18 protein-coding genes and 1 riboswitch are annotated in these 17,741 nt (G+C 36.7%); of the genes, 2 read left to right on the forward strand and 16 right to left on the reverse strand.

The window, feature by feature from the left end; translation table 11 throughout:
* Nucleotides 1-61: 61 nt before the first annotated feature.
* The 11 genes from prsW to BMMGA3_RS10490 form a co-directional block, all read right to left on the reverse strand.
* Nucleotides 62-751, reverse strand: a complete 690-nt coding sequence (gene prsW, locus BMMGA3_RS10440) for a glutamic-type intramembrane protease PrsW (RefSeq protein WP_038502214.1) — start codon at nucleotides 749-751, stop codon at nucleotides 62-64.
* 137 nt (nucleotides 752-888) lie between these two features.
* The gene (locus BMMGA3_RS10445) at nucleotides 889-1,851 is read right to left on the reverse strand and encodes an asparaginase (RefSeq protein WP_004435329.1); all 963 of its coding nucleotides are present in this window, start codon (nucleotides 1,849-1,851) and stop codon (nucleotides 889-891) included.
* A gap of 5 nt (nucleotides 1,852-1,856) precedes the next feature.
* Entirely contained in the window at nucleotides 1,857-2,834 is a 978-nt protein-coding gene (locus BMMGA3_RS10450) for a YpdA family putative bacillithiol disulfide reductase (protein WP_004435331.1), read from the reverse strand.
* A 155-nt stretch (nucleotides 2,835-2,989) separates the two neighbouring features.
* On the reverse strand, nucleotides 2,990-4,267 hold the full coding sequence (locus tag BMMGA3_RS10455) for a Glu/Leu/Phe/Val family dehydrogenase (protein ID WP_004435333.1): 1,278 nt from the start codon (nucleotides 4,265-4,267) through the stop codon (nucleotides 2,990-2,992).
* Between the two features lie 376 nt (nucleotides 4,268-4,643).
* Entirely contained in the window at nucleotides 4,644-5,231 is a 588-nt protein-coding gene (locus BMMGA3_RS10460) for a genetic competence negative regulator (protein ID WP_004435335.1), read from the reverse strand.
* Nucleotides 5,232-5,384: 153 nt separating this feature from the next.
* The gene (locus tag BMMGA3_RS10465; RefSeq protein ID WP_004435337.1) at nucleotides 5,385-6,149 is read right to left on the reverse strand and encodes a metallophosphoesterase; all 765 of its coding nucleotides are present in this window, start codon (nucleotides 6,147-6,149) and stop codon (nucleotides 5,385-5,387) included.
* A 213-nt stretch (nucleotides 6,150-6,362) separates the two neighbouring features.
* Nucleotides 6,363-6,821 carry a YpbF family protein gene (locus BMMGA3_RS10470; RefSeq protein ID WP_004435338.1) on the reverse strand — a complete coding sequence of 153 codons (459 nt, stop codon included), beginning with the start codon at nucleotides 6,819-6,821 and terminating at the stop codon, nucleotides 6,363-6,365.
* Nucleotides 6,822-6,939: 118 nt separating this feature from the next.
* On the reverse strand, nucleotides 6,940-7,599 hold the full coding sequence (locus BMMGA3_RS10475) for a LysM peptidoglycan-binding domain-containing protein (protein ID WP_004435341.1): 660 nt from the start codon (nucleotides 7,597-7,599) through the stop codon (nucleotides 6,940-6,942).
* A complete protein-coding gene (locus tag BMMGA3_RS10480) occupies nucleotides 7,592-8,203 on the reverse strand; it encodes a CPBP family intramembrane glutamic endopeptidase (RefSeq protein WP_004435343.1) in 612 nt (203 codons plus the stop codon). The genes BMMGA3_RS10475 and BMMGA3_RS10480 overlap by 8 nt, the downstream gene beginning before the upstream one ends.
* Nucleotides 8,204-8,216: 13 nt before the next feature.
* Nucleotides 8,217-9,710, reverse strand: a complete 1,494-nt coding sequence (locus BMMGA3_RS10485) for a RecQ family ATP-dependent DNA helicase (protein WP_038502216.1) — start codon at nucleotides 9,708-9,710, stop codon at nucleotides 8,217-8,219.
* Nucleotides 9,701-10,636, reverse strand: a complete 936-nt coding sequence (locus BMMGA3_RS10490; RefSeq protein WP_237712840.1) for a YpbB family protein — start codon at nucleotides 10,634-10,636, stop codon at nucleotides 9,701-9,703. Before BMMGA3_RS10490 ends, BMMGA3_RS10485 begins: the two co-directional genes overlap by 10 nt.
* Before the next feature lie 441 nt (nucleotides 10,637-11,077).
* Between BMMGA3_RS10490 and BMMGA3_RS10495 the strand changes: the two genes are divergently transcribed.
* Nucleotides 11,078-11,326 carry a 4Fe-4S domain-containing protein gene (locus BMMGA3_RS10495; protein ID WP_004435351.1) on the forward strand — a complete coding sequence of 83 codons (249 nt, stop codon included), beginning with the start codon at nucleotides 11,078-11,080 and terminating at the stop codon, nucleotides 11,324-11,326.
* A gap of 86 nt (nucleotides 11,327-11,412) precedes the next feature.
* Here BMMGA3_RS10495 and BMMGA3_RS10500 read toward each other — a convergent pair whose 3' ends face one another.
* Nucleotides 11,413-11,994 carry an ECF transporter S component gene (locus tag BMMGA3_RS10500; protein WP_004435354.1) on the reverse strand — a complete coding sequence of 194 codons (582 nt, stop codon included), beginning with the start codon at nucleotides 11,992-11,994 and terminating at the stop codon, nucleotides 11,413-11,415.
* Nucleotides 11,995-12,158: 164 nt separating this feature from the next.
* Nucleotides 12,159-12,299: riboswitch (FMN riboswitch) on the reverse strand.
* 284 nt (nucleotides 12,300-12,583) lie between these two features.
* Between BMMGA3_RS10500 and serA the strand changes: the two genes are divergently transcribed.
* Nucleotides 12,584-14,158: a phosphoglycerate dehydrogenase gene (gene serA, locus BMMGA3_RS10505; protein WP_004435356.1), complete on the forward strand. Its 1,575-nt coding sequence runs from the start codon at nucleotides 12,584-12,586 to the stop codon at nucleotides 14,156-14,158.
* A 64-nt stretch (nucleotides 14,159-14,222) separates the two neighbouring features.
* Here the strand turns inward: serA and BMMGA3_RS10510 are convergent, their stop codons facing one another.
* The 4 genes from BMMGA3_RS10510 to sigX all read right to left on the reverse strand — a co-directional run bounded on the left by BMMGA3_RS10510 (nucleotide 14,223) and on the right by sigX (nucleotide 17,711).
* Nucleotides 14,223-15,035 carry a histidinol-phosphatase gene (locus BMMGA3_RS10510; protein ID WP_004435359.1) on the reverse strand — a complete coding sequence of 271 codons (813 nt, stop codon included), beginning with the start codon at nucleotides 15,033-15,035 and terminating at the stop codon, nucleotides 14,223-14,225.
* A gap of 162 nt (nucleotides 15,036-15,197) precedes the next feature.
* Nucleotides 15,198-15,773 carry a M23 family metallopeptidase gene (locus tag BMMGA3_RS10515; RefSeq protein WP_004435360.1) on the reverse strand — a complete coding sequence of 192 codons (576 nt, stop codon included), beginning with the start codon at nucleotides 15,771-15,773 and terminating at the stop codon, nucleotides 15,198-15,200.
* Nucleotides 15,774-15,940: 167 nt separating this feature from the next.
* Entirely contained in the window at nucleotides 15,941-17,185 is a 1,245-nt protein-coding gene (locus BMMGA3_RS10520; RefSeq protein ID WP_004435361.1) for a hypothetical protein, read from the reverse strand.
* Nucleotides 17,160-17,711: an RNA polymerase sigma factor SigX gene (gene sigX, locus BMMGA3_RS10525; RefSeq protein WP_004435363.1), complete on the reverse strand. Its 552-nt coding sequence runs from the start codon at nucleotides 17,709-17,711 to the stop codon at nucleotides 17,160-17,162. The genes BMMGA3_RS10520 and sigX overlap by 26 nt, the downstream gene beginning before the upstream one ends.
* Nucleotides 17,712-17,741 lie beyond the last annotated feature (30 nt).

Below are 17,741 nucleotides of genomic sequence, written 5' to 3' on the forward strand. Positions count from 1 at the left end.
TAACCATATATTTTGTAGCTACTGGATTTTTATTCAATATAAAGAAAAAACTCTTCATTTTTCATAAATGAAGAGTTTTTTGTACTTTTAACCGTGCTTCAAAATGTTTTGTACTTAAAGCACGAGCATTTTTCACTTTTCGCAAGCCGAGCCACCACAAGAAAATCATAAATGGGCACATCAAGACATACCAGTCTTTTTGAGAAATCAAAATATAATCATATATGCCATGCAAAATAAAAGGAAGAACAAGCGACAATAAAATCCATTTAGATTTCGGATTTCCCGAAAATTTTCCTTTGCCAATGTAATATCCCATTATGACACCAAACAAAGCATGACTTGAAACAGGCAAAAGCGCTCTGCCGAAAGCATGATGAAGTCCATTTGCCACGAGATAGAAAATGTTTTCCGCGGTGGCAAAACCAAGAGAAACAGATGCACCGTATACAATCCCGTCATAGGGCTCGTCAAAAGCAACGTGTTGATATACTGTGAAAAACAATATGAACCATTTAAAAAATTCTTCAAGTAAACTTGTTGACAGAAAAGCTTTTATGATTCCTAATTGGATCAGTTGCTCTGTCCCCAATACATACTGGATAAATGAAATCGGAAACACAAGTATAGCCCCAAATATAAATGTTTTGAAAACCATAGAAAGGGGTTCGGTCTCGTATTGGTCTTTTAAATAGAAATAGCTTAACAAAGCCAAACCGGGAGCAATCCCGGCAGATAATAATCCCAGCATATGCTGTCACTCTTTTCAATCCATTTCCTTAATCGTAACATGTTAAAAGCCTAAAGAGAATGCAATATTACATTTTTGGAAAAAAAGATTTAACTCGTTAATGTAGTGCGGTCCTGTCCTTCTGTGAAAATTGCGTGCTAGATTCGAAACCCTTTTTCGATATCCTCTCCTGCTGACAATAACACTGCAAGTTTAATTCTTGCCTTTTTAGAGTCATAGTCCTTTCCAAGGACGGCTCCGCGCAGTTTCAAATCATATGCACTTCCTCGATAGTCGTATGAAGTATGAACCTGTCCTTCTTCAGCACTCGTCGTTACAACGACTTTTACGTCTTTTTTAATAGCATAATCAATATCATCTACCATTAAAGGAGAAACCTGTCCCCTTCCGACACCCTCAAGAATGATTCCTTTCACTCCACAATCTACTGCATGGCGGATAAACTTCCCGTCTGCACCTGCATAACATTTGATAATATCAACTTCAGGCAGCTCATCTCCAATTACATAACAATCCCTGATCAGCGGCTTTTGATAGACACTAACGACATCATTATCAATAATGCCTAAATATCCGTATCCAAACGATTCGAACCCTTGTAGGTTTGATGCATGCACTTTCTTTACATATTTGGCCGACCAGATACGTTCATTAAACACTATCACTGTTCCAACATTATCTAAACTCTCGTCTACAGCTACATAGATCGAATTGCGAAGATTTGAATATACATCTGTTCCCAAATCGTCCGGAGAACGTTGGGAACCAGTGACGACAATACGTCTGCTATCGGTAATCGTTAAATCCAAAAAGTAGGCTGTTTCTTCCAATGAATCTGTACCATGTGTAACGACAACCCCGTTCACAGATTGATCTTTAAAAACTTCTTCAATTTTCTTTTTCAATACAATGAGTTTATCAAATCCGATATGCATGCTCGGAAGCTGAAAAACACTGTGTACTTCTATTTCTATATCAGAGGGCAAACGGCATAGGCTTGCTAGTTCTTCACCTGTCAACTCTCCAGACGATAACAGACCGCTCTCTGTTTTTTTGCTCGCAATTGTCCCTCCGGTTGTAAGTAATGCAACTTTTTTCATTAATTTCATCTTCCCTCTTTTTCACGATTCAAAATTGCTTTTGCAATAAGTCCGCCATGGAAACGCCCATTTTCGATAAAAATTTCATTCGCATCATTCCCAGCTGCAATTACACCTGCGATGAAAACACCTTTAATATTCGTCTCCATTGTCTCCACATCATATACAGGCCTGCCGGATTCTTTATCGATTTCAACGCCAATAGCTTTTAAAAACTCATGGTCCGGATGATAACCAGTCATAGCAAAAACAAAGTCATTTTTAATTTCATATTCCTTGCCATCTTTTTCATATACGACCGTTTGTTCGGTAATTCGTTTTACGTGAGCCCGGAACTCCATTTTGATTATTCCCTTTCGAACAAGCGAATCAAATTCAGGCAATATCCATGGTTTAATGCTTGAAGAATAGCCTTCTCCACGGTATATAACGGTTACTCTAGCACCTGCCTTAACGAGTTCAAGCGAAGCATCGACACTTGAATTTTTTCCGCCAATTACAACAACGTCCTTATCGAAATATGGGTGCGCCTCTTTAAAATAATGTGAAACCTTTGGCAAATCCTCACCAGGAACATTTATGTAGTTTGGATGATCATAATAACCGGTTGCAATAATAACATATGGCGCCGTATACTGGCTCTTTTCTGATTCTACAAGAAACATTCCGTTATCTTGCTTGGAAATAGAAGTAACCTTTTCAAAGGAATTAATCCTTAAATTTTTCCGCCTTACCACTTCCCTGTAGTAAGCGAGTGCTTGAATTCGTTTTGGTTTATAGTTTTCTGTAATGAATGGAACATTGCCGATTTCAAGCTTTTCACTCGTGCTAAAAAAAGTTTGATGAGTTGGATAATTGTAAATAGCATTTACGATGTTCCCTTTTTCTATAACAAGTGGATTTTTACCGATTTCTTTTAGTGAGATGGCAGCTGCAAGTCCACAAGGTCCGGCTCCAACAATAATGGCGTCTTCGTATTTCATCAATGTTCACTCCTTAACAGATATTTTTTGAAGCAGGATCAAGTTTTTTTAATTTTAAAAAAGAAAAACTCCCATCAATTAATGATAGGAGATTCATGTTCAAGTTTCAATGCAGAATCAATTTTCTAAATAAAACATCATTCACCATTCAATTATTAAACCCAGCCTCTGAACCTGCAAGCTTCTGCCATCTTGCGGACACCCACCATATATGCTGCAAGACGCATGTCAACTCTTCGTGTTTGGGCTGTTTCATATATATTTTGAAAAGCTTTGACCATTACTTTTTCTAATTTTTCTTCTACTTCTTCTTCGGTCCAGTAATAGCCTTGATTATTTTGAACCCATTCGAAATAAGAAACTGTAACTCCGCCAGCAGAAGCAAGAACGTCTGGAACAAGCAAAATGCCCCGATCAGTCAAAATTTGGGTAGCTTCTAGCGTTGTCGGTCCATTTGCTGCCTCAACTACGATACTTGCTCGGATATTGTGTGCATTTTCTTCCGTAATTTGGTTCTCTATAGCTGCAGGAACTAAAATATCGCAATCCAATTCCAAAAGTTCTTTATTTGTAATTGTATTATTAAACAATTTTGTAACCGTTCCAAAGCTGTCGCGTCGGTCAAGCAAATAATCAATATCAAGGCCGTTCGGGTCATACAAAGCACCATATGCATCGGAAATGCCAATTACTTTTGCTCCGGCATCATGCATAAATTTTGCTAGATAGCTTCCGGCATTTCCAAATCCCTGAACAACAACCCGGGCACCTTTAAGATCGATTCCTTTCTTCTTCGCTGCTTCGCGGATACAAATTGTAACGCCTTTTGCCGTTGCAGTTTCACGCCCATGTGAGCCGCCAAGCACAAGCGGTTTACCTGTGATAAAACCCGGAGAGTTAAACTCGTCGATTCGGCTGTACTCATCCATCATCCATGCCATAATTTGCGAATTTGTAAATACATCGGGTGCGGGAATGTCTTTTGTTGGTCCGACAATTTGGCTAATTGCCCGGACATAACCGCGGCTTAAACGCTCCAATTCACGGAAAGACATGTCTCTTGGATCACAAACAATACCGCCTTTTCCTCCCCCGTAAGGCAAATCAACGATACCGCACTTTAAGCTCATCCAAATCGAAAGCGCTTTAACTTCTTTCTCTGTAACATTTGGATGGAAGCGAATACCCCCTTTTGTTGGACCTACCGCATCATTATGCTGGGCCCGGTAGCCAGTAAAGATTTTAACAGAACCGTCATCCATACGAACCGGAATTTTAACTGTCATCATGCGTATTGGTTCTTTAAGGAGCTCGTAAACTTCTTCTGGATAACCAAGTTTTTCTAAAGCCCTATGAATGACAGTTTGTGTTGACTTTAAAACGTCATGTTTGTCCTCCCTATTTATATTTTCAGCACCGTTCTCGGCTACCATTTGTAAACCTCCTAAAGATTTCACTATTGCGGATGTTGTCCGCTTTCATGACATAGTATACACTTTTGGTTATTTTATGCAAGATAAAAATACACTTTTCCGCATTTTTTAATTAATGGATGAAATCGCTTCCAATTCCTTTGTTTGAGTAAATCTTTTGTTCATTCACACACGTTATGCGTTGCCACTTTTTAGAAATTAAACATTGAATTAAAAAATTTCTATTATTTCAAGAAATCGTTCAATTTATTATTGAAATACAGCCGGTTTTGCGGAAAAAATGAATTTTATAAATTATAGCTTTCCTCGATTAAGTATTTTCTTACACAAAAAACTGCATAGCAAATAAAAAAGGAGACGGTATTACCCGTTCTCATCATTTCGAAAAATAATGAACGAGAGTCTCTACCGCCTTTTTTCTTATTATTTCTTTCCCATATTCTAAAAGCCGATGAATGCTGACGATTGATGGAGAACCATATTCAGCTAATATGGAGATGGTTTTATTCAAATCTGCTGAAGAAATATCATTCATAAGCAGAAAATAGCGACCATTCAACGAATATAAATTTCCGCCAAAAATATTCATGGAAAAAAGACGGATCGCCAACTGAATGATATCTTCAATATTTTCAAACTCAAATAAAACATCTTCATTCCCATCAACAGCTGTCACTTGCATTTCAATGAATCCGTCCCCTAAAGATTCCTCGTCTTCATCCTGCTCTTCCATGGTAACAATCATAACCATGCCTTGCGCATGAAGTGAAAAAACTTCTACAGCTACTGAACCATGAATTTCAAAGCCAAACTCATTGCTTGCCTCTTCAAGCATATCATGGAAAAGTTGTTGCCATTTCAAGGAATCTTTCCAAATATCTTCTTTTGTCAAACCTCGATCTGTTAAATCATCAAATGTAAGAAAGATTTTGATTTTATTATATGTTAACCGTTCCAAGCGCATGATCATGCCCCCTGCCGTGAACAAAAGCTCTTGTTTTAGTTTATGAATAATTTGATTGTTGGTGAATTGTCTACATTAGCTCATACGCCCTTTGAGTCATTCAACTTATCATGATTATATAATTATAGGTGTTTTGTGTAAACTTAATACGTATTAACCATTTTTTAGTGTAATTAAGTGTGTTTCGGATTTTGCCCCTAAACGCATCGGCAGATGTGTTGTTCCATAGCCATTGCTTATTAAAACAGTTGTTTGCTTCAGTTTCTTTACTTTTCCTTTTTCATATGGGCTATATCCAAAAACATGTATTTGCCCTCCGTGTGTATGGCCGCTCAAGACGAGATGTATCCGATGCTCAGGCAAGATTTTTACCGTAATTCTCGGATTATGGCTAACCAAAATTTTAAAGCTGTCCTTCTCAGCTTCGCTTAGCGCTAGATCAAGGCGGTCCCTTCTATGATTCATATCATCGATACCCATTAAGAAGAATTTTTCCCCTTCTGCTGACTCAAAAATTGCGGAGGTATTGTCTAATATTTTTACATTATTTTCAAGAAGAATGGCATCAAGCTGATGATAGTCTATTTCATAATCGTTATTGCCCCAAACAAAAAAAACCGGGCCAATTTGTTTTAATTTGGCTAAGTTAGCCTTTACCTTTTCAAAACTTACCCCTTTTTCCATAAGATCGCCGCCGATAATCACAATATCTGCCTGCCCTTTTACTTGCGAAATAATTTTTTCTGAAATGGATCTTCGGTGAATATCAGAGATAAAAAAGATTTTGACTTCTCCAAAGCTCTTTGGAAACTCAGGAAATAAAAATTCCGTATAGATAACACGATTGGAAAATGCTTCTTTTATCATATAAAGAAGGAGAAAAAAGCAAGAAAAAAAAAGAATAAAAAGAAATTCCATAATGCCCCCAAATTACAATTTATTGTTTTTTTATTTTAAAATCTAAGCAAATAATACCATAGATAAAAGAAAAGCTGAAAAGGACAATCGACTGCTAAATCCCATAATGTGCCATGATCAATTGCTTCAGCATGAATAATCCCTCCCATAACATTTGTTTGAGAGGGAAATTTTTATTTTCTTAAAATTATCCAATGCCGCTTACACAAAACATTATTTGTTTTCATGGTATAAGTTAATATCGTATTTTTTTTTCATCATTTCAAAGACGATATGCCGGTTTTTCCATTCATCTTCTTTTTTCCACAAATCTTTGCTTTTATCAATAATTTCACACCTTAACGCATGATATTCTTTTTCTGCTTTCTCTCGCTTTTCCCTTAATAAATTCATCAAGCCATATATACCAACATTGATGACAAGCAAATAAAAATTTACGGATTTCTTCACAAATGCAGAAAACATCGCTTCAAAAGAATAAGAATAAGGCTTCATGACAGTGTAATACAAATAGATAAAGAAGAAAAACCCAAAAGCAATCGTTAACCACATTACAAATAAGTGCCTAAATTTAAAGCGGTCAAATTTACGTTTTCGTTTTACAACACTCTCAAGCATTTCTTTCGTTGCTTGATCTGTTCGATCATCAAGCATGAATATTGGCGTCTCCATTCTTCCTCCCCTTTCACCTTTTTTTATATAAAATTGTATGAACTTGTCCGGTGAGATATGTTTGTTCTGCAAGTTGCCTAATAAATTTCAAAAAAAATAACCGGCTATTTGGGGCCAGTTATTTTTGAATTGGAATTTTCAACACTTGTCCTGATTGTATTTCGTTTCCTTGAATTCCATTCGCATGTCGAATGATTTCAATTCCTGCTTTCGAATTATAGTATTTTATCGCAATCCGAAACAAAGTTTCATGTGGTTGAACAGTATGATATATGATTTTTTGTTTTGATTCATTGTCAGTTGTCTTCGGTTCAGAATCTTTATTTCCTTCAGGCTCTGATGAAGATGCCTCAGAATCATTATCTGTTATGGACTCACTTAAAGAGATTTTCTTCTTTTCTTCATGATTTTCAATAGAAAGCCCGCTTGTCTCTGTTTCCTTATCTTTATTTGAATCCAAAGGATCTTTTTTTATTTCTAATTCAATCGGTTCATATCCTGCAGTGCCATTGCCAATAACTTCTTTCTTTCCTGAAAAGTTTTGTCCTTCCAAATATGTATAAGCGCTATAAATCGTTATCGGCAATAAAATAAAAAACAAGACAAGGAGACGGATGACCGGATATTTCAGCTTCCAATTGTTTTTTTTCTTTTTATTGCGGTGAATTTCACTGCGAGGCGGGAGTTTACCCGGTTTTCCTTCATTTTCAATTGGAATCCGTTCAATTCTTTGTCTCAGCCTTTCAGCCTGGTCTCTGTAAGGATCTTCTCTATTCATGGAATTTCCCTTCCTGTTCCTTCTCTTTCTGTTTTTTTTTAACCATGATCCATACACCTAATAGAAAATCGATTAAGAAATGCATAAAGATTGTGACGATTAAATTATCTGTCCATTCATAAATGAAACCGATAAAAAAGCTTAGTAGTGTGATATTCAAGAATAAAAACCAATTAAATAAATATCGGTAGTGAACGAGCGCAAAACTAACACTTGAAACAATTAGCCCAAAATGGGTTTGAATGATTCCACGAAATAATATTTCTTCACTTATTGCAATACAAGTGGCAATCCATGCAATATGCAGAACCGACTTGTCAGCAAAAATTCGTTCATTAAGCCCGCCGTCATCATAGTAGGAAGAAGGCAAGAGCTTCATAAACAACAAATCTATGAAAACAATCATCAGACCGGCTGTACCGCCGATGACCAAAATGTTTAAATCAGTAAAATTAAATAAGTCGAAAAATGCTGAAAAACTGTCAAACAATATCATACCTAAAATGATTGATATCGTTAATAGTACTATTTGCGTAGCGTATAGATGAAAAAGTAGTTCTTTCGAATCAAGCCCGCTAATTAAATCTTTATACCTATTTTTCATAACATTCGCTCACTTATTTTAAAAGAATCTCTGCTAAATAATTTTTCCAGTCAAATGAAGAATTTGCAAGAGATTTTTCATCATATGGTTTAAAAAATTTGTCGTATTTAATTCCGCATACATCACAACAATGATCTACTTTCTTTTTCGGTGTTTCACTAAAATAATTCAATATCATTTCTCTCCGGCATGTATCCGTTTCGATCCAGTTTCTCATTTGCCAAATTTTTTTCCTTTTCATCGAACCACGTTTTGCAATAAATTCTTTAAAATTGATAAATTCAGTTTCCCATCCATTAATAGAAAAATCTATACGATCTAAAAAGTGATGAATGATGCGCCACTGGATTTCGGTAAATCCACAAACCATGCTGATTTCATTCTCATGTTCAGCAAAATTTGAACGATAATCCGGGTTCGATTTCAGCCAAGAAAGCAAGCGATCGATTTGGATTTCTTCCGGCAATTCCGATTCAGCAAGCTGAAATGCAAGTTGTTCATCACCCGGGGAATATAATAGGACCGCTATACTCTCTTTGCCATCACGTCCTGCTCTGCCAATCTCCTGAAGATAGGACTCCAATTGGAGCGGCATATGATAATGGATAATAAGCCTGATGTTTTCTTTATTGATCCCCATACCAAAGGCGCTTGTAGCACAAATGATATCAAGTTGATTATGTATAAATTGCTGCTGAATCAAGATCCGATTCTCTTGGTCCATGCCTCCATGATAAGCCGCTATATTCCCGATATTTTTACCCTTTAAGAAAGAAACCATCTGTTCGGCCATTTTTTTTGATGAAAAATAGATGATCCCTGGGCCTTGAAACTCTCTAACAATCTCTAGTACACGCTCGCTCTTTTCCTTGAAATCATCGACTTTTTCAACCGCCAGAGCGATATTTGGCCGGTCAACAGAATAAATGAATTCAGTACAATTTTGTATACGCAGGGAATCTTTAATATCCTTTCTGACTTCTTTCGTTGCCGTAGCTGTTAAAGCAAGAGTCAGCGGATTACCCAATTTCGCCCGTACCTCTCCAATGGTTAGATAATCCGGTCTGAAGTCATACCCCCATTGAGAAATGCAGTGAGCCTCATCTACGACAAATAACGATATTTCGGTCATTTGGAATCTATTTACAATATGATCCATTTTTAACATTTCAGGGGAGACAAAAATAAATTTATATTTTTCAAGTCTAGAAAGAACCTCTCTCTTTTCAAACGGTGAAAGAAATGAATTAAGAGCTACAACTCTCTTTTCCCCTCTCCTCATCATTTGCTCAACCTGATCCTGCATAAGTGATAACAAAGGAGAGACGATAACCACCTGCCCAGGCAATATATAGGCAGGAAGCTGGTAACATAATGATTTGCCAGTACCTGTTGAGAGCATTGCCAGCGTATCTTTTCCTTGTAAAACAGATAAAATAGTTTCCATTTGCCCAGGTTTAAAGGAGGTGAAATTGAAATACTTCCTAAGTAAATCATTTAGTTCCATTGTTGACCACCATATTTCGCAAGAACTAACCGAATTTCAAAATAACTAGCATTTCCCGCTTGTGCGCGGATGTGCTTCAACTGTTTCGATGAAGCTTTTTCTGCAGCTTCCAATATGTTCGCTTGTATTGATCGATCTACAAAAGGGCTTATATCAAATTCTTTCATATTTAAGGCTATTTCCACAATATGGTCCTCAATCGTACTCATTTTTAAATTTCGTACTTTGGCTATTCTTTCCATTGGCATACCGGAATTTATAAGCTCATATGTCCTTTTTGCTGAATTGGTAAGCGGTACGAATTTGTCGGCCTCCGGAATAATGGAGTGTAACAATGGAAACCGAGCAGGGCTTTTTGTAATCGTTTCAATCATGTAGTGAAAAATGTTTAAGAAAGACACGTGATAATAAGTCTGTTCCATTCCCAGTTTTTCCGCTGCTTGATTTTCTGTTAACCCAATTTTATTAAAACCGGTGAACCTTACAACGATGATCGCAGGGTCAATTTGATGATTTGCTTCAAAACATGTTGTTAACTCATTGTAAAGCTGTTTAGCAAGCACGAATCGCTCCTTCTTTTGCATGGCCAAAAATTTTTTCAACCAGAATAGAGTTTCTTTTCTCTTATGGACAGGAACAAAATCTGGATTCCGATTGATTAAATTTGAGCATACTTGCACAAAGAGGGACAGACGCTCCCAAAAGAGTTGCGCAACATTTTGATATTTCCACCCGTTTAAATAATCGGGGACTGGTTTTCTTCGAAGTTCTTCATTAAGAATATCTATTCCTTTTTCCGTTAAGAAAAAGTATTGGTCATTCTTTTTATTAATCCAGCCTTCTCTTTCAAATTTTCCAATAATTTCTTCCATATCATTTCTTGAAATAGATGGAAAAACTTGAAAGAAAGGATAAAGCTGAAACAAGTGAGCATCCTGTATTGTCTGGGATGATTTTTTTCCTTTCAAAAGATGATAAATTGAATAAATCGTTCTCTCACCATTAATTTGATTTAAGCAATACAAAATAATTATCTCTAGGTAGGTGGCCAGCATTTCATCACCTAATCTTATAAAATTTATTTTGATGACTTTTTATCATGTTGGTAATAATATTGTAAGAAAATTTTTTTATCCTTTGTTAGGGTTGGGAGTAAAAACTCATGCAAGTTTCCTGCTCATTTATTTTAACATGTTATTTTATCAAGAAAGGTATAAATGAAAAAACGCTGTTATGAAAAGCATTCTCATTATATTTTCTATTGAAAAGTTCTTTGCACAGTTTTACAATAGGTTTGAGGAATACGACTCCATTTTTAGATGGATGACGATAGAATAACTCGTTTAATTTATTGGGAGGTTTTTTTTATGGCAAAATATACAATTGTTGACAAGGAAACATGTATCGCATGTGGTGCATGTGGAGCTGCAGCGCCGGATATTTATGATTATGATGATGATGGCATTGCATATGTAACTCTCGATGATAACCAAGGCATCGTAGAAATCCCGGATGTATTGATCGATGATATGATGGATGCTTTCGAAGGTTGCCCAACTGATTCCATTAAAGTCGCTGACGAACCATTCGATGGAGACCCAACAAAATTCGAATAAAATTTTTTATAGTTAAGTCACTGGCACCCCTTCTATTGAAGGGGTGTTTTATTAATAAAAAGCACCGGAAAGTTCCGGTGCAATTGCTATGCACTCTCATAAACTTTTTGCTTGCCGATCCACGATTGCAGGCGTGAAAAGATCAGCATAAAGACAATTGACAAAAGCAAGCCTTTCACTATATTGAATGGCAGTATAGCCGTGACAACCAATTGCCGCATTTCAGGCGATGACATTGCTGGTGCGTTTAAGAAAAATGTGTATGCAGGCAAAATCACAAAGTAATTTAATATACTCATTAGGACAGCCATAACAATAGTTCCAGTCACCAAAGCAATTGTCATGCCTTTTTTTGTTTTAAGTTTCGTATAGACATACCATGTAGGCAAGATAAAGATGATTCCGGCTGCGAAATTCGCAATATGTCCCACTGGTACGCCTGTTGGGCTCCCTTTCATAAAATAATCCAGAATATTTTTTATTAATTCAACAAATATCCCGGCAACCGGTCCAAATACAAGTGAAGCAATCAGTGCAGGAATATCACTGAAATCAATCAATAAGAAACTAGGAAATGGCGGAATCGGAAAATTCAACAGCATCAATACATATGCAATCGTACTGAGCATTCCCACCGTAACTAGAGTCTTCGTATTTCGTTTTTTCATGTTCCTCTCCCCTTTTGAGATCCATCTCATTGAAGGAAAAAAGGTTCGGCATTTCGTGCTGCCCGTAAAAATGAAAAAACCCTTAAGCAAAAACTTAAGGGAGTTTTAGAAGGCACACTTAATAAACGTTCAAAATTCCTTCATTTTTTGAACGTCCGCAGAACCTCCATCTTCTCCCATCCAGACTATACTGTCGGCTTTGGAATCTCACCAAATCCTGCCTAAATCATGTAGATTAGGCTCGCGGGCTTTGAGAATGTCTCATCACCGCCGGTCGGGAATTGCACCCTGCCCCGAAGATAGATCTTATTATTCTTTTAAACTCATTATACTGAAAAAAGATCTTTTTGGGAAGTATTGTTATTTTATCATTCGTATTGCATCAAAAACCGAACATTCTTTCTTGAAATTATAAAAGCATTAGGTTTTACATACATGAAAAATATTTAAAAAAATGATAAATATTGTCCATTTAAACTTTGAAAGGTGTACAATATAAAACGGAACAATATTTTAAATTGACAGATAAATGTTCGTCTTGTAAAATATCAGAAAATTGTTCTTCAAAACATAGACAGGTGGTATGGAAATGCACTATATTTTAGTATCAGACGCAATCAGTGAGGAAGGACTAGCGCCATTGCTTGAAATGGAAGATGCCGAAATCATCCAGAAGAGAGTTGACGATCCAGAAGTTCCTCTCGACAAAATTGAGGCTCTATTAGTACGCAGTGCTACAAAAGTAGACGAAGAACTTATGGAAAAAATGCCGTCATTAAAGATCATTGCCCGTGCAGGTGTAGGAGTTGACAATATTGATGTCCAAGCTGCTACAAAACGGGGAATCATTGTAGTGAATGCTCCTGACGGGAATACGATTTCAGCTGCTGAGCATACTTTTGCGATGATGGCATCATTAATGAGGAACATCCCTCAGGCACATCAATCGGTCAAAAATTTGGAATGGAAAAGGAATGCGTTTGTTGGCACTGAGCTATATGGCAAAACACTTGGCATTATCGGCTTAGGCAGGATTGGTTCAGAAATTGCCAAACGGGCAAAAGCTTTTGGCATGTCCGTCCATGTATTCGATCCATTTTTAACAAAAGAACGCGCTCAACAAATGGGAATAATTTCAGGTTCACTTGATGATGTATTAATGAATGCTGATATCATCACCGTGCATACACCTTTAACTCCTAAAACAAAAGGGCTATTAAATGAACAAACATTAAGCAAGACAAAAAAAGGTGTTTTTCTTTTAAACTGTGCCAGAGGAGGCATTATTGACGAGAAGGCACTCGCCAAGTTTATCGCAAACGGGCATGTTGCCGGTGCTGCTCTTGACGTTTTTGAAACTGAGCCTCCAGGGGAAAATCCTTTATTTAAATTTGACAATGTGATTGTTACTCCGCATCTTGGCGCCTCAACGAAAGAAGCGCAGTTAAATGTTGCGACCCAGGTTGCGAAAGAAGTAAAGATGTACTTTGAAGACAAACCAGTTTTAAACTCAATTAATCTGCCGGCTATGTCAAAAGATATATATGAAAAAATTCGGCCGTTCCATCATTTAGCAAAACAGATAGGATCAATGCTTTCTCAATGCGTCAAAGAAGGCGTAAATGAAATTTCTGTTACTTATTCAGGTTCTGTTGTCGATCTTGAAACCACCTACTTAACAAAAGCATTACTTTCAGGGTTTTTTAAAAACCGAATTGATGCAAATGTAAATGAAGTTAATGCTATGCTTACAGCTAAGGAACGCGGAGTTACAGTAGGAGAAAAAATTTCTTCGAATACATTCGGTTATTCGAATTGCATTTCTGTCATGATTAAAGGCGATATTCGTAATTATTCAATAAGAGGAACCTTTATTGAGAATTATGGGCCAAGAATTGTATATATAAATGATTTTAATATAGACTTTTTCCCTGATGGAAATCTTCTCTATATTCAGCATATAGATAGACCGGGAGTAATCGGGCGAGTCGGAAAAATTCTTGGTGACCATCATATCAATATTGCAACAATGCAGGTTGGCCGAAAAGAAGTCGGTGGGGAAGCGATTATGATCTTATCTTGTGACAAACCGCTTGATGATGAGAAGGTAAAATTGCTGCAGGAACTGGATGATATCGTGTCCATTAATCAAATCATACTTTAATTAATAAGCTATTATAAACATTTTGGGGCTGACTCGTATGCTTTGAGTCAGCCCCTCTCTATTGTTAACCTAACGGATATTCTTTTCTTTCTCCTTTTGAAAAAGTCATGATTGTCTGATAGCCAGTCTCTTTCGCCAAACGAACAGCTTGATCAAAATCTGCGCCAACATGCTCCGGAACATGGGCATCAGAAGATAAAACAATCGGAATTCCTTTTTCATAACACATTTTTAATAATCTCGGATCCGGATACAGCTCTCCAACTGGCTTTCTAAGACCGGCTGTACTGATTTCAACACATGTTTTCGATTCAGCTAGAGCGGTTGTCGCCCGATCATATTGTTCCAGCAGGAATTCTTCATTTTCTGGAACATATTTAAAAATTTTAACAAGGTCGAGATGTCCGATAATATCAAACAAATTCGATTGAGCAAGTGTGATTACTTGATCAAAATATTTTTTATAAATATCATACAAATCCCTTTTATCCCATTCGGTTCTGTACTCTGCAAGGTCAATTCCAAAATCATCAATCCAATGAATGGAACCGATCACATAATCAAACTCGTATTGTTTTATAAATTTTTCCATTTCTGCATGCTTTCCAGGCGTATAATCCATTTCAATCGACATTTTTACGTCAATTCCCTTTTCCCAAGCTTGATGGAATAATTTTACATAATCTTCCATATCATAATATCTGCGTTCATTTACCCATGAATTTTGTAAAATATCAGCTGTTTGATAAAAATGATAGGCGTGTTCTGAAATGCCGAAGTGTTCGATGCCCTTTTCTTTCGCCGTATCAGTGAATTTTTTTAAATAGTCGAGGGTAAGTGTTCCTCTTTCCAAATGATTGTGATAATCTGTCAGCATATTATCAAAATCCTCTCCCAATTTTTTTACTAATTATACTTTTAAAAAGGGGAAGCAGCAAGAATTATAGTAAAAAAAGAAAGAAGATTATTAAGTTTCGAAAATTCGCTTTGAAAATTCCTTTTTTCATGCTCATGCACTCTTTCCGATGATTCTCTGCTTTCAGCTTGACTGCAGTTTCGTTCGTTTCTTTGAATCATCGGTATGAAAAGATACTTGAATAGTTTGCCCAATATCCATTTTTCCAAGAGCCAACTCTGGATTTATTGCATTTTCTTTTTCATAAGTCCATTTATTTTCGTGTAATTCAAAATGAAGATGGATTCCCGACGAATGCCCTGTATTGCCCATTTCACCAATAATCTGGCCCTGATTCACTTTTTGTCCCTTGGACACATTTCTCTTCTTCAAGTGAGCATATACCGTTTCAAATTGGTTCGGGTGTTTTATGAATATGACATGTCCATACGTTTCCGAATAATAAGATTTTTCAACGGTTCCTTTATCTACTGAGAGGACCGGCGACCCATACTCTCCTGCGATATCAATGCCTTTATGTAAACCTTGTCTCGTCCCAAACATATCTGTTACGATGCCTTCTGCAGGCCATAACCAATGGGTTGTCAGCTCGCCAACTTCCAGTGTATCCGCTTGAGCTAGTTTGCCTCCTAGAAATAATAAGCTTACAAATAAAGCAATGATTCCCGCTATTAAAAACCTCTTTATGTAGTCCAGCATGTTTTTCCTCCTAACAAATGTACTTTCCCCATTACAATATGACAGCTTGTACTCTGTTAGAACGATTGTCAGATTGACAAAGGACATTTGTTAGTATTTGGAGGATTCCATTTTTTAATACAAAACTTTCATGAAAAGAAAAAGACTTACCGAGAAAGGTAAGCCTCTTATTCTTGGATGGACCGCTTATTGGCCGCGACTGGAACTTGAAGTTCTTTTGACAAATCAAACGGTCCTATATTTTTAACAGGAGGATTTTCAACCTTGACAGCTTTATAGCCGAAATTTTTTGCCGTCAACAAAATCGCTTCAATGGAATACACCATTTCCTGAATATCAGTTACATTCGAGGATTTAGAAAGAAAAATAGATAATATGCCATTATTATTTGGTACCACTTTTTTAAATTGCCATTCTTCTGGAAGTGAAGGTTTAAGCTGGTGCGTTGCAATTTCTTTTCTCATTGCCGCAAACGCTTCATCAATCGACTTATATTTATCCGGTGTAGGAACAATAAAAGGTCTTTTTCCTCTGGTTGGGTAAAAAAACAGATAACCATGTGCAGGGCTATTTGATTTTTCTACATCAAGCTCTGTAATTTCATCGTTTCCTAAAACGATTCCCTTCTCCTTCTCGGTTGTGAATGTTATCTTTTCTACTTTGTCATCGAAAGCAAAAGAGTCTAGAAGAGAACTTGTAAACATCTCTTCACTTGATGAACCGGAACCGTATTGGTGATCTCGAGGAACATCAACATTTAAAACCTTATTGAGAGAGTCATAAGTAAGATTTGCATGCAATGGGTAAAAATCACTAAGGCCCCATTCTTTTTCTTTTAGCTTTGCCATCGTTTCCTTATATTGATCAAACCAAGATTTATTGTCTTCTTTTTGAACTAGAACACTGACCGGAACAATGTTTTGGCCATTTGTGTCCGGTATCGCATACGTCAGCAATTCTTTTCCTTGTAAATCTTCTTCGTATACTGCAGTACGTTCAACATCATCTGCCGGCGATTTTTGTGCATTCTTGCTGCTGAAGCGATTATTCGAATCGGCTTCAAACTTTACATGATTGTTTTTGTGGGCAGAAACATCATCTTTCTTGTCCACCGTAGCTGCCGTACGATCATTGCCAGCCATTTCCATGTTTTCTTTAGAAGCAGCTGAATTCAGACTTATTTTCTGTTCCGGCGACTCCTGCCAATTGATTAAATTAGGAGCAAGAATTATAAATATAATAACAGCGGCTAAAGCAGCAAGACTGGGCATAATCCAAATTTGTCTTTTCCTCTTTTTTGTCTTCAAAGCAATATTTTGATAGATGTCGCGCGGATCACGATTATCGGATATTTTCGGCAGCTGCAAAAGCAATTCTTCAAGTTCTTTATCGGTCCACACTGACTTTCTCACGACTCTCCACCTCCCTTTCGACTAATTCTTCCATTTCTTTTTTCAATATTTTCAGTGCCCTGTGCTGAGTCGTTTTTACTTTGCTTTCAGTCCAGCCTAAAGCTTCAGCTGTTTCTGCTATAGATAACTCATGAAGATAGCGCATAACGATAACCATTCTCTGATCAACTGAACATTTATCAAGACAATCATATAGAGAGCGGATTTCTTCATTCTGTATAGCAATTTCTTCAGGTATTGGATGTTCGTCTTTTACTTGCTGCGTTGACCAATCAAACTTCTTCATTAACCGCTGTTTCCATCCCTTTTGTTTTCGAAAAAAATCAATTGCTACATTTCTTGCAATAGAAAAAAGCCATGTTTTTTCACTGCTTTTCCCTTCAAACCGTTTATATGACTTTAATACTCTTATATAAACCTCTTGAACAAGATCTTCTGCTAATTCACGATTTTTTACCATATAATATAAAAATTGAAAAACATCCTGATGATATTTAGAATAAAGTTCTTCAAAAACGGAGTCCATCGATTCTCCTCCCCGTTCAAAACAATAGTC

This window comes from Bacillus methanolicus MGA3, assembly GCF_000724485.1.
GTDB classification, from domain to species: Bacteria; Bacillota; Bacilli; order Bacillales; family Cytobacillaceae; genus Bacillus_Z; species Bacillus_Z methanolicus_A.